This is a genomic window from Paenibacillus sp. Y951 (assembly GCF_056786395.1).
Genome location: NZ_JBXCIY010000007.1, coordinates 182,961 through 195,737, shown reverse-complemented (window position 1 = coordinate 195,737; position 12,777 = coordinate 182,961). Strand labels below are relative to the sequence as shown.

Annotated in this window: 19 protein-coding genes and 2 pseudogenes; all 21 read left to right on the top strand. The window is 35.4% G+C overall.

What is annotated here, in order from left to right; genetic code table 11:
- Positions 1-132: 132 nt before the first annotated feature.
- Entirely contained in the window at positions 133-423 is a 291-nt protein-coding gene (locus AC1TPB_RS12635; protein WP_482076814.1) for a hypothetical protein, read from the top strand.
- 15 nt (positions 424-438) lie between these two features.
- Entirely contained in the window at positions 439-825 is a 387-nt protein-coding gene (locus tag AC1TPB_RS12630) for an HD domain-containing protein (protein WP_482076813.1), read from the top strand.
- Positions 800-1,102, top strand: a complete 303-nt coding sequence (locus AC1TPB_RS12625) for a CHAP domain-containing protein (protein ID WP_482076812.1) — start codon at positions 800-802, stop codon at positions 1,100-1,102. Before AC1TPB_RS12630 ends, AC1TPB_RS12625 begins: the two co-directional genes overlap by 26 nt.
- Before the next feature lie 75 nt (positions 1,103-1,177).
- The gene (locus AC1TPB_RS12620) at positions 1,178-1,606 is read left to right on the top strand and encodes a GNAT family N-acetyltransferase (protein ID WP_482076811.1); all 429 of its coding nucleotides are present in this window, start codon (positions 1,178-1,180) and stop codon (positions 1,604-1,606) included.
- A 67-nt stretch (positions 1,607-1,673) separates the two neighbouring features.
- Positions 1,674-2,465: an aminoglycoside adenylyltransferase domain-containing protein gene (locus tag AC1TPB_RS12615; protein WP_482076810.1), complete on the top strand. Its 792-nt coding sequence runs from the start codon at positions 1,674-1,676 to the stop codon at positions 2,463-2,465.
- 18 nt (positions 2,466-2,483) lie between these two features.
- Positions 2,484-2,654, top strand: coding sequence for a hypothetical protein (locus AC1TPB_RS12610; RefSeq protein ID WP_482076809.1), 171 nt, complete (start codon positions 2,484-2,486; stop codon positions 2,652-2,654).
- A 15-nt stretch (positions 2,655-2,669) separates the two neighbouring features.
- Positions 2,670-3,302 (top strand): hypothetical protein, encoded by a 633-nt coding sequence (locus tag AC1TPB_RS12605; RefSeq protein ID WP_482076808.1) that lies wholly within the window; start codon positions 2,670-2,672, stop codon positions 3,300-3,302.
- A gap of 27 nt (positions 3,303-3,329) precedes the next feature.
- Positions 3,330-4,100 (top strand): enoyl-ACP reductase FabI, encoded by a 771-nt coding sequence (fabI, locus tag AC1TPB_RS12600; RefSeq protein WP_482076807.1) that lies wholly within the window; start codon positions 3,330-3,332, stop codon positions 4,098-4,100.
- A gap of 63 nt (positions 4,101-4,163) precedes the next feature.
- Positions 4,164-4,613 (top strand): N-acetyltransferase family protein, encoded by a 450-nt coding sequence (locus AC1TPB_RS12595; protein WP_482076806.1) that lies wholly within the window; start codon positions 4,164-4,166, stop codon positions 4,611-4,613.
- Between the two features lie 36 nt (positions 4,614-4,649).
- Complete coding sequence (locus AC1TPB_RS12590) at positions 4,650-4,973, top strand: hypothetical protein (protein ID WP_482076805.1); 324 nt, start codon at positions 4,650-4,652, stop codon at positions 4,971-4,973.
- A 55-nt stretch (positions 4,974-5,028) separates the two neighbouring features.
- Positions 5,029-5,580 carry a GNAT family N-acetyltransferase gene (locus AC1TPB_RS12585; protein WP_482076804.1) on the top strand — a complete coding sequence of 184 codons (552 nt, stop codon included), beginning with the start codon at positions 5,029-5,031 and terminating at the stop codon, positions 5,578-5,580.
- 319 nt (positions 5,581-5,899) lie between these two features.
- Positions 5,900-6,046 carry an AAA family ATPase gene (locus AC1TPB_RS12580; RefSeq protein WP_482076897.1) on the top strand — a complete coding sequence of 49 codons (147 nt, stop codon included), beginning with the start codon at positions 5,900-5,902 and terminating at the stop codon, positions 6,044-6,046.
- Positions 6,047-6,189: 143 nt separating this feature from the next.
- Positions 6,190-6,621 (top strand): GNAT family N-acetyltransferase, encoded by a 432-nt coding sequence (locus AC1TPB_RS12575; protein ID WP_482076803.1) that lies wholly within the window; start codon positions 6,190-6,192, stop codon positions 6,619-6,621.
- Positions 6,622-6,676: 55 nt separating this feature from the next.
- Positions 6,677-7,510 carry a prephenate dehydratase gene (gene pheA, locus AC1TPB_RS12570; RefSeq protein WP_482076802.1) on the top strand — a complete coding sequence of 278 codons (834 nt, stop codon included), beginning with the start codon at positions 6,677-6,679 and terminating at the stop codon, positions 7,508-7,510.
- Positions 7,511-7,537: 27 nt separating this feature from the next.
- Positions 7,538-7,996 carry a GNAT family N-acetyltransferase gene (locus AC1TPB_RS12565; protein WP_482076801.1) on the top strand — a complete coding sequence of 153 codons (459 nt, stop codon included), beginning with the start codon at positions 7,538-7,540 and terminating at the stop codon, positions 7,994-7,996.
- A 50-nt stretch (positions 7,997-8,046) separates the two neighbouring features.
- Positions 8,047-8,391, top strand: a complete 345-nt coding sequence (locus tag AC1TPB_RS12560) for a hypothetical protein (RefSeq protein ID WP_482076800.1) — start codon at positions 8,047-8,049, stop codon at positions 8,389-8,391.
- A 20-nt stretch (positions 8,392-8,411) separates the two neighbouring features.
- Positions 8,412-8,558, top strand: a pseudogene (locus AC1TPB_RS12555) (antibiotic biosynthesis monooxygenase); the annotation flags it as partial.
- Positions 8,559-8,601: 43 nt separating this feature from the next.
- Entirely contained in the window at positions 8,602-9,189 is a 588-nt protein-coding gene (locus tag AC1TPB_RS12550) for an HD domain-containing protein (protein ID WP_482076799.1), read from the top strand.
- A gap of 25 nt (positions 9,190-9,214) precedes the next feature.
- Positions 9,215-10,699, top strand: coding sequence for an amidase family protein (locus AC1TPB_RS12545; RefSeq protein ID WP_482076896.1), 1,485 nt, complete (start codon positions 9,215-9,217; stop codon positions 10,697-10,699).
- 294 nt (positions 10,700-10,993) lie between these two features.
- Positions 10,994-11,644, top strand: a complete 651-nt coding sequence (locus AC1TPB_RS12540; protein WP_482076798.1) for an HD domain-containing protein — start codon at positions 10,994-10,996, stop codon at positions 11,642-11,644.
- Positions 11,645-11,752: 108 nt separating this feature from the next.
- Positions 11,753-11,992 (top strand): annotated as a pseudogene (locus AC1TPB_RS12535) (IS1595 family transposase); the annotation flags it as partial.
- Between the last annotated feature and the right edge of the window lie 785 nt (positions 11,993-12,777).

Sequence of the window (12,777 nt, the reverse complement as noted above, 5' to 3'; positions counted from 1 at the left end):
TTCATCGTACTAATAAGTAGAAGATCATATCCATACTTCACCAAATTTGTTTATTCCTCGCACCATGAACTGCACCAGTTAGAAATCCAACTAAGAACTTCATTGTAAATAACACGAAAACTAGGAAGGAAGATGCAATTGATTTACTTTGAAAAATCTAGACGTTTTGCAAAATGGCTAATTGCAATCAGTGTATTCTCATTCATTCTTTTTCTTATTTTCTTTGGTGTTAGCAATGCTAAGGAATTATTACGTGATGATATAATGAGCGATACACTAGGAATACTTTTAACATTATCTTTTTTATTAACTGCTATATTTTGTTTGTTGTTAGGGATAGCATTATTTATCATATCATCAGATGCAAAAGACGAAATAACGGTGATGGAAAATCGTATAAAGGAGCAAATGAAGTTGTCGTAGTAAGGAGGTGAAGCGTTGAACAATAAAAAGGTAAATAAGCGACTTGACAGTGTTCGTGTACTCGTTCAAGAAACGTTTATGTCAATGGCTAATGTACTTCAGAGACAGGAAGCGTATATTCATCTGAGTGGGGTCTCTAATTTTTCTTCAATGCTTGCTAAGAAAAGAGGACAAAGTCAGGAATTGGCTACAATCATAGGGTTACTTCACGATTATTATTATTATAAAACCGGAATCTATGAATTTCCTGGTCCGAATAGTGCCGAGACCGTAAGACCTCTATTAAGAGATATGAATATATTTACTAAAGAAGAGCTAATTACAATTCTCAAAGCAATCTTCCATCGATGTGACAGAAGTAGGGTCAATGGTCCATATGAAGAAATTGTTAAGGTTACCTGAAACAGAATTTCTTCGTTTTGATGGGCAGAATGGATTTACTCCGCAACGCGGTGATATCGTGATCTACGAAAAATTGCTAACTGATGATCCACATGATCATATAGGGATTGTATTGGCATGCGACGACAAAGAAATATTAGTTGTAGAGGGTAATAGAGATAATCAGAATTACTCTAGCGTATTCTATAGGAATAGGTCGCATCGCATACTGGGTTATATTCGTATCGATAATGACTACCAATTTCATTTTAGCGGTGGTTACAATCCAATCATTTAAATCAAAATCGCAACTCAATAGACGAAAAACAAAATTCCTAATAATAGGAATACAAAGTGATTGAAGGAGATATGAATGAATAACCAATATAAACCACTTATAAGAATACCTTCTATTCAAGAGTATAAAAACATTTGTACTGCCGTTGGCTGGAAGGACTTTATGAATTTCGAGGTAGCAGAAGAGTCACTAAACAAATCATTATTTGGTGTAGTTATCCAATATGAAGATGAAATAGTAGGGATGGGAAGAGTAATTGGAGATGGTTATATTTATTTTTATATTCAAGATATTGCTGTCATTCCGGCGCATCAAAATAAGGGTATAGGTAAGCTTATAATGACAACGGTTACAGAGTTTTTAAAGGTTAATGCGCCTGAAAAATCCTTTATTGGAATGTTTGCATCCCATGGAAAAGAATCATTTCACAAAAAATATGGGTTTAATGAGCACGAGGGAATGACTGGAATATTTGGGGTATTAAATAAGGGTGAAATAAAGTGAATTGGTTACTAACCCAAACTTCCGTCGCATAAAATAAGTTTTATGATTAAGGAGATGTGAATTAAAAATGATAATGGGAAATAGTATGGACACTCAATTCTATTTAGATAAATTCGTTACACTCATAAAGAGAGAACTCACTGAAAATGTGTTAGCAATTTATTTACATGGCTCGCTTGCTATGGGTTGCTTTAATCCGAAAAATAGCGATATAGATTTCATAGTTGTGATCAACAAAAGGTTGGAAAGAGAGGTCGCAAGAAGGATTACGGACGCTACTTTAGAATTGCATGATGAACTCCCGAATAAAAATGGATTTGAATTTAGCATAGTGTTGAAAGAACACTTGGATCCTTTTATATATCCAACCCCTATTGAGTTTCATTACTCGCCATTACATAGAGAACGGTATCAGACTGATGTAAATTATCTTTGTGGTGGATATGAGGATGAAGATTTTGCATCACAATTCGTAGTTGCGTATTATCGAGGAAAGTTGTTGTATGGTAAATCGTTGAAAGATATTTGTAAACCAATAGATCATAAGTATTTTGTGGCATCTATTTATTCCGACGTTAAAGATAGTAAGGAGAATATCGTTAATAATCCTGTATATGTTGTATTGAATCTTTGCAGAGTCATATATTACTTACAAGAAGAAATATTATCTTCCAAGAAAGAAGGAGGAGAATGGGGACTACAGAGTTTACCACAAGATTTTCATCCTATTATACGGGAGTGCTTAGATAGATATAGTCGAGTAGATGAAGAAATAGAGTTGGATAGTCAACAACTTATGCATTTTTCTGATACTGTGTTAACGGAAATAAAGCGTATGATTGAAATATTACAACGTTAGGTGAAAGGAGAGAATGAAATGAATGAGCAAGGTCAACAAAATAAAAAGGCCTGGGAATATCGTGCTTATGAATTTTGGCATAAAAGAGATGGATCACCTATGGAAAAAGCTTCGTGGAGAATTGATTTTTCGAGTATGGCTAAAATAGCATTTGATGTTGTACGGAACCAGATCTGCAAGATATATTGAAAGAAGGGTTAATCAATGAAGGTCTGTATAGAAGGACCAAGTGCAGTTGGAAAAACAACATTGTGTAATTTAATAGAAAGTGAAGAACAAGCTACTATAATAGAAGAAACCATCGTACTTCCTATCAAAGGATTGAGTCCATATGAAGAAGCGCAATTTTATTTAAATAAAGAACTTGAAAGATGGAAAGGTACTGAGGAACAAAGAGAAAAATTTTCAGTATCTCTTCTAGATACTGATGTTTTTAAGCCTCTTTGGTTTAACTGGTCATTAGGTTATAAAAACTGTCTGAGTAAAGGCGAATTAAAACATATTTATGAGGAAGCAATTTCAAATAAAGAAGTTGGAATTTGTGATCTATATGTAATCTTATCAATTAATCAAAATGAATTATTACGTAGAAAGAATCAAGATGAACTAAGAAAACGTGTTGAGTTTAACTGGGTATCTAAAGCTAATATATTTCGGGAAAGGTACTATAAGAAACTTATAGAATTTATTCCAGATCGAGTTATATTTATTGAAAATAATAATGTTATTGAAACTAAAAATATAGTAATGAAGGAAATAGATAAAGATAGAAAAAGCGTAAATGAAGAAGAAGTATTTTTAGCAATCAATGATTGGCTAGAACAACAAGAAATATAAAAAATCATATTATTAGGAGGAGATCTTTTGTCTATTTTGAACGGTAAAAATATTATAGTAATGGGTGTAGCGAATGAAAGAAGTATTGCTTGGGGAGTTGCGCGATCATTAAATAATCAAGGTGCTAATTTGATATTTACTTATAGAAAGGAGAGATCATTAGAAAAACTGAAACATCTATTGAATACGGAAGGAATAAAACCATTACTAGTTACAGCATGTGATGTGTCTAATGATGCAAGTATTATTTCTGCTTTTCAAGAAATTCAAGCTAGCATCGGAACTATTCATGGGCTGGTTCATTCCTTGGCATTTGCGGATAAAGATGAATTGCAAGGCGGGTATGTTGATACATCTCGTGAAGGGTATTTACTCGCTCAAGATTCAAGCGCATATTCTCTTGTAGCTGTTTCAAGGGAAGCTAAGAAATTAATGAATGAAGGTGGTAGTATTGTCACGCAATCCTATATAGGAGCTGAAAGAGTTGTAAAAAACTATAATGTTATGGGAGTTGCAAAAGCAGCATTAGAGGCAAGTGTGAAATATTTAGCAGAAGACTTAGGCAAGTACAACATCCGAGTAAACGCTATATCCTCCGGTCCAATTCGTACTCTTGCAGCAAAAGGCGTATCTGGGTTTAATGATATTATGTCAACAATTGAAGAAAGAGCGCCGTTAAGGCGGAACATTAATCAGGAAGAAGTTGGTGACGCAACAATGTTCTTAATTAGTGATTTGTCTCGTGGAATTACTGGAGAAGTCATTCATGTTGATGCAGGCTATCATATTATGGGATGACAATCATAGTAATACTAAAAACAGAATATAAGATTATAATTTTATAGAAAGTGGGTTGTTTAAATGACCAGTTTTATTATCAAACAAGCAACTATTGAAGACTTGAATGAGGTAGCAACTTTGTTTAATGCATATCGCATATTTTATGGCCAAGAATCTGATTTTGAAGGGGCTAAGCAGTTTTTATTTGATCGTTTCGAACACCGTGAATCAGTCATATTTGTAGTACTTGATAAGAATCAATTCGTTGGTTTTACTCAACTCTATCCTTCGTTTTCTTCAGTATCGATGAAACGCTCATGGTTATTGAATGATTTATTCGTATTGGAAGGAAACAGAGGTAATGGAATAGCTAGACTACTGTTGAAGGCTGCAAAACAATATGCTGAACAGACGAAAGCTAAAGGGATCTCACTATCAACGTCAATAAGTAATGAAAATGCTCAAAGGCTATATGAACGATATGGATTTGAGCAAGATAATGAGTTTTTTCATTACTATTTGAAGAGTTGAGAGAATAATATCATTTAGGAAGCAGGCAGGTGAGTTATGGTATTTATAGTAATTTTTCTAGCTATAACGGTACTTATTACTATTCAAGCTATAAAAAAGGAGAGAATGATTAATCCGTGGATTGCTAGATCCCTCAAATATACCGTAAGAGTAGTGACCCCATTCATCATTATTTTCCCTACTTATAATTTGATTATTAATGCCAATCAATACAATTTCAAAGAAATAATGATAAGATCTGCAAGTATCCTTTTTGCTATGATTTTTACGATTTTGTGTGGTAAGTTATTACATAGAATAGAGGAACAAGAAGGATTTAACAAAGACAGCAGTCACGAAGATGGTGAAAGTAACAACTAATGTTTTAAAGCGGTTACTTGCACAAATTATTGTTATTTATATGAGGAGGCCAAACATGAAGTTTCCAGTACTTGAATCGGATAGATTAATTCTTAGACAATTGACTCAAAAAGATGCTCCTGATTTGTTTGAATACTTAATAATAGATGAAGTAACTCAGTTTTATGACATCGATAACTTGACTGAAATTGAAGAAGCAGAAACAATAATTAAGTACTGGAATGATAAATTCCATACTCTTGAAATTGTTAGATGGGGAATAACATTAAAGAATGAAGATCGTATTATCGGAACATGTGGATTTCATAAATGGATAAAGAATCATCACAAAGTAGAGATTGGATGCGAATTAACTCCAAAACACTGGAAGCAAGGATATATGACTGAAGCATTATTACTAATTATAAACTATGGATTCAAAGAACTTGAACTCAATCGAATGGAGGCATTACATCACTCAGAGAATGACAATTCAAGAAGAATATTAGATAAGCTTCAGTTCATAGAAGAAGGTACCTTATATGAATACTTTTATAAAAATCATAAGTATATTGATGTAGTAATGCATTCTTTATTGAAGAAAAACTGGAATGGTCAGATCCAATAAAAGTAAATATACTGAAAAGAATCAGGTTGTTTGATATAATTAATGTTAGAAGAACACTTCCAATACCCCTCACCATTTTACTCCGTCGATTTATTTACTGACGAACATCATGATATGCACAATTCAAAGCCCTAACTCCTAGAATATTATACATAACCAAAACGAATAAAAGGTTTGATTTTTATATCTTTATTAATTTCATGTGAGAACAATGGAAGTTGAAGATGGTAAAAAAACAACGAAGGGGTTTATATACTACCGTTAAAAAGGAAGGAAACATAATTTGATAAATAAGGAATATTGTAGCAGAGTTATTTTCATGTGTGGTCCTGCGGGATCGGGGAAATCAACTTACGCGAGACAACTGGAGCTCCAGGGTATGGTTAGACTTTCTTTCGATGAAGAATCATTCAAGAGAAGTGATTTTAGAGAGGATTTCGAACAGGACGGGAGCGCATGCAAATGATATCCGGTTGACATAAAAGTTAGCTGCTCAATACTACAATAATTTTCAACCCCCGACTATAGAAGAGGTTCATATAACAATTATAAAAGGATACTAGAAATATAACCTTCTCACCAATAGAAAAGAAATCAATAATCTTACTTATGAGACTGGTGGTTGATCCTATGAATGTTAGATTTAATGATTATCTAATTAGTTCGGACAAGACATTATTACATAAAGAAAGTATATATAAATTTTTAACAGCATCGTATTGGGCTAGTCAAAGATCAGTTGAAACGATTAACAAATCTATTGAAACATCTTGTTGCTATGGTGTGTATCATGAGAACAAGCAAATTGGTTTTGCACGAGTAATAACAGATTGGGCTACATTCTATTATCTGTGTGACGTGGTAATTGATGAAGATTATAGAGGAAGAGGAATAGGTAAGAAGTTAATTGAAACGATTATACAAAGTGAAGAGTACCAAGATTTACTAGGAGTATTAGGAACAGCAGATGCCCATGGACTGTATGAACATTATGGATTTAATAAGAATGCTGATAGATTTATGGTAAGAAGACCCCAATAAGTAGTATAGCTTAGCAGTAAGGCAGATAGATGAGAATTAAAGGAGAATTGAACATATGAAAGTTGCTTATCTTGGACCAAATGGTACGTTTTCCGAAGAAGCTGCAAAACAATATTTTTCAGAAGACAACGTGGAATTCCTTTTACTTAACACCATCCCCGATGTAATCGAAGCAGTTGGAGAAAGTAAAGTAGATAAAGCGATAGTTCCTTTAGAAAACACAATTGAAGGTACAATAAACATGACAATTGATTCAATAATGAATTATGAAAATGTTTTTATTGAAGGAGAATTATTATTACCAGTTTCATTGCATCTACTCGCTAATAAGGAATTTAACAGAAATGACATTAAAGAGGTATGGTCGATTTCACCGATTCTAACGCAATGTAGGACATACTTGAGAAATCTAGATGTTAAGAGCTTGCAGTATGATAGTTCTGCTTCTGCAGCAACATCATTAAGACAAAGTGAAAGAGAAGACGTGGCAGTTATTGGATCGCAGTCACTTGCAAAACTATTAAACCTCACTTTAATAGATCAGAATATTCAAGATAATCCAGACAATGAAACACGTTTCGTAATTATTAGTAGCGATAGACAATTAAAAAAGGATTCTAAGAAAACTCTGCTTGCCATTACTCCTAACCAAGATCAACCAGGAGTTTTATCAGCAATATTGAACATATTCGCAGCACTCAGTATTAATCTGTCATGGATAGAATCAAGACCAACGACAAAGAAAATTGGTGTTTATAGATTTTTTCTAGAATCAAATAACAATTGCAGTGAACTACTGATAAATAAAGCGATTAACATATTGAATACGTTAGGTCACGAAGTAAGGATTATTGGAAGATATAATACTTATAAAAGCGAAATAATGTAAAAATGGAACACAGATGGAGTGAATTATATGTCCAATTTAAGTATTAAATTAATCCCAATAACCGATGGAAATAGAACCGAATGCATTGAACTTAAACCACATAAATTTCAGGAGAGATTCGTTGCTTCTAATATTGATTCATTAAAAAAAGCACTAGACGAACCAACTTCAAAGCCTTATGGCATTTATAACAATAAAGAAATGGTTGGATTTACGTTGTTCGATCAAGAACCATATCCAGATGACGGTTACTTTTGGATTGTAAGATTTATGGTAGATAAAAGGTTTCAACTAAAAGGATACGGAAGAGCAGCGTTAGGGGAAATCATCAATACAATAAAGAGCAATCAAAGCGACTCTAAGATTAGAATATCTCATGTCCCAAACAATATAGTTGTTAATAAATTATATAAAGAATTTGGTTTTGTTGATACTGGTGAAATAATTAATGGAGAGATTGTGCTAGACCTGATAAATAAATATTAAGGATGACTGATTTTTCAGCCAAATATATATTATGAGAAGGGATGATAAATATGGAGCTACTTGAAGCAAAAAACATTGTCACTTTGTTATCTAATGGAGTTGATCCATTAACAGGAGAAGTATACGAACAAGATAGTCCATATCAACAAGCAACTGTGGTGAGAGCATTACATATCGCGTTAAAAGGAATTGAACGATTAGAGAAAAGAAAGACTAGAGAGCAGAAGTTACCCACTAAAGCAGGAAAATCATGGACAGAGGAAGAAGACACAGAAGTAATAAAGAGCTTTGAGGCAGGTGAATCTATTAAAGAAATAGCAACAAGATATGAAAGAACAACAGGCGCAATAAGATCAAGATTAATTAAATTAGGGGCAATAGAACTTACATCATAACGATCTAATTCTACTAGGACTTACTTGTTCGATGGGAGACGCTTGAGGACCACGAGGTAGGATTCAGAGGATCAGAACAATATCAACAATGGAAAGCATTACTACATCATTACTACAGTCCATTCCCGTTGGTAGAACACTATAGAGAGATATCATTGAATGATTAAAATTTGAGAAGAATAAGCAGTCAACATTATAAGGAGATGCTAAATGGATACTTTATTGAAGGAACAAATGAATTTCTTAATAGAAATTGATAAACTCAAAACAATTGAGAGAAAGACGAAAATCATGCATGGTTCAAGATTAGAGAATGACGCAGAACATTCTTGGCATCTTGCAATGATGGCGTTAATTCTTCAGAACAATTCCAATAACAAAATTAATTTACTTAAAGTTATTAAAATGATCTTAGTACATGATTTGGTAGAAATAGATGCAGGTGATACCTTTGCGTACGATAGCACTGGTCAAGTAGATAAGTATGACCGAGAAGTCCAAGCAGCAAAGAGATTATTTGGTATGTTACCAAGTGAACAAGAGAAAGAACTAATGGATTTATGGATTGAATTCGAGAATAAGGAGACAGACGAAGCAAAGTTTGCATCGTCACTGGATCGTTTACAACCGCTCATCCATAATCATAATAATCAAGGTGACACTTGGCAGAAATACAATATTACTAGCGAACAGGTTTTCAATCGAAATAAAGAGATTGCTAATGGCTCAAATGATTTATGGGAATATGCTCAATCGATTATTAATAATTCGGTGGAGCAAGGAATTCTATCGAAATAATTATAAAAAGGGAGAATTTATTAAAATGGACAAAACGATAAATGAAAGTTTAATAGAGGCAGATATCGTTACGTTGCAGGCAGCGATGGAATCAGGCGCATTATCATCGGAAGCTTGCGTTCGTTGGTATTTGGAGCGGATCGAACAGCTAAACCCGAAGCTAAAGGCAGTGTTGGAAGTCAACCCGGACGCGATTAAGATTGCAGAGGCTCTTGACGCGGAACGACGGGAACGTGGATCTCGTGGACCACTTCACGGCATACCGATCTTGCTCAAGGACAATATTGATACAGGTGACCGCATGCATACTAGTGCCGGCTCAATCGCTCTTGCGGAACATTTTGCATCGACAGATTCAGCCGTGACCGCGCAATTAAGGGCTGCGGGAACTGTATTCCTCGGTAAAGCAAACATGACGGAATGGGCGAACTTCATGTCGGGCTCGATGTGGGCGGGCTATAGCTCTAGGGGCGGTCTGACGCTTAATCCATACGGTCCCGGCGAGTTATTCGTGGGCGGGTCAAGTTCGGGCTCTGGGGTTGCGGTTGCCGCGAATCTGTGTACCGCCGCCATTGGTACAGAAACTTCAGGTTCGATCATCAGCCCCTCCTCACAAAACGGCCTCGTTGGCCTAAAGCCGACTATAGGGCTCGTTAGTCGCACAGGTATAATCCCAATTACACATAGCCAAGATTCAGCTGGTCCGATGACACGCACGGTGAGAGACGCCGCGATCTTGCTCGGAGCCATAACGGCAGAGGATCCAGAAGATGTGATCATGCAAGATAATAGGCGAATAGCTTATAAGGATTATACTTCATTCTTGGACGCGAACGGCTTGCAAGGCGCGAGAATTGGCGTTCCGCGGCATTATTATCGAGAACTGGACGAAACTCGAGCGATTATTATCGAGCGGGCGATCAACTTGTGCAAGAAACATGGGGCGATCATTATCGACCCGGTATCATTACCTTGCGAGAGTTCGAAGTGGGATTGGGAAGTGATGCGGTTTGAATTCAAAAAAGGGCTTAACGATTATCTCGCCAAAGCAGGTCCAGGAGCTTCTATTAGGACGTTAGATGAACTCATCGCTTATAACGAAGCGAATCGTGACGTCGCTTTGAAATATGGGCAGGATACGCTGATCTGGTCGAATGGAACAAGCGGCACATTATCTGAACCCGAGTACGTCGAAAGTTTACGCCTTAACCGTGAGGTATCTCGGGATCAAGGCATCGACCACGCGATCCAGGAGTATCGACTAGACGCGCTGCTGTTCCTTGGCAATGAGGATGGGCTCGATTTGTCCGCGCGTGCGGGATACCCTGCCATTACCGTACCGGGCGGGTACGCGGAGACAGGCATTATTGCCGAAGGTGGCTATACGACCAAAGGACCACAGGGAATCACTTTCGTTGGAACCGCCTACAGCGAGCCCATGCTTTTCAGACTAGCTTATGCCTACGAACAAGCGAGCAAATACCGGTTTGCACCTACCGATCCGGTCTAATCTCGGATTCCGTCCTTTGGACTTGCATCTATAATTCCTTTATTAAACGGAGAACGATAATTTGAAAAGGTGCTATTACCATTTTAGAGCGCATGCTAAATATATTTGTACCAGTTAACCTCTGAGTCTAATGTGAAGCATTATGACATCTATAAAATTAGACCGGGAAAAATAAAGTGTTCGACAGTTGACCCTTGGTTAAGCTAGCGGTCAGATTAGCTCAACAGTTACTGAAATATTGTGTTTGTGTTATTATTTGGAAAATGGCTAATAAAAGAAAATGGAGTTGGTAGAATGAAGTTTGTTGAAGATAGATTATATGCAGAGCAATTGTTAAATGAAGCAGCAATATTAAATCCTGGAACTTGGGTTCAACACTCAAAAAACGTGGCAAAGGCAGCCGAATATATAGCAATAGATTTACTAAAGGCTGGATACGAAATTGACCCAAATATAGCTTATACAAGTGGACTATTACATGATATTGGCCGCTATGTAGGTTTTACCCCTTCAGTCATTCATGCACTGGATGGTTATTTATTTATGATTAATAAGGGCTTCGAGGGCACTGCTAATGTTTGCGTTACGCATGAAATTGCAATATCAGAATTAGAGCTAATTAATGGTTGGAAGGAAATCCCCTTGTACGTACAAATACAATTAAGTGAGATCCAAAATCAAATTGAATGGACTATCTATGACAAACTAATTAGAGTATGTGATGCATTAGCAGATGATAAGGGATTTTCAACAATAGAAAAGCGAATTGTATCGGCTGCCATTAGAAATGGAATCAATTCTAATTCACCAATTTCATGGAAAAACTACTTCACTATTAAGCAAGAAATTGAAAATATTATACATAAATCAATTTACAGGTTGCTTCCTAATATTGAGGAATCTATATATACGGATATGGCGTTAATAGGAACAGTAAGAAAATAAATAATCTAGCTTAGAACTGCCATTTAAGCACTCGTTCATTCAACTAACGGAGAACGATAGTTCAATTCCATCAAGGTAGCCATCTCTCAACTAAAAGGCAGTTATATGGAAGGATTGTTTCATATCCAAAATGTCAACAACTATCACAGCCGATTAAAAGGTTGGATATAACGATTTAATGGTGTAGTAACAAAATACCTCAACGATTATTTAATTTGGTTTCATTTCTTGAATTATGTTAAAAATCGAAGTGACAATGATACGATAAGAAAAATGATAATAGAAAGTTGCTTGTTTTCAATAAACTCAACCTATAATAGTCTTCGGCTGTCCAAGTTTTCTACGTAACCAATATTTGTTCTATTTATAAAGATACAAAGAGAGATGAGAATATGAGAAAAATAGTAATTGGCATTCTGATAGTCTGTTTATACTGTTTTCCCTTTGTTTATTTTTCAATGCACCAAGATTTTGCTAACGGTTCAATGCTTGGCTATTTAATTATGATTGTTGTGACTTCGCTTCTTGCTTTCCTCGGCAAACTCTTTAGTAATTCAATTTTTCTTATTATTGGAAATATATTATCTGTAATAATTTCGTTTTATTTCATTAGTGAGATGACAGGGAACGTACGATGGGGGGGCTATTTTAATCCACTAACTCCATATCAATTATTAATCCTGGTTAGTTTTTTGAATTTGATTCCTCAGTTTTTCACTATTAAGTTTGCTAATAGACACAAAAATAAAGTTAAAGATTATTTTGATTGAAAAGAGTAACTCCTTTGAATTAGAAGTTGCTCTATTCTTTAATAAATATCAACAATATTCATTAACATAGCCTCCCATGAAAATAGAATCAGCTCAAAACCTGAAAAAGAGCAAAATAAAGAAGACTCAGAATAACACTTTTAAAAAATGGCTGAGCCTTATGTGATTTTTTATAAAGTTAGGTATAACGAAAAACAACATTCCAGAACTAATAAAGGCAAGGCTGGTGCAAAAACCAGAATAGGATTAATCTCCCATGAGTGCTTCCCAAAAGGGAGCGACAATCTGTGATGCACCGTGGTCGTTGGAGTCAGACTAACGGTTGGGCTCTATGGCACCATAGCTTATCGACCTTCTTCGCCA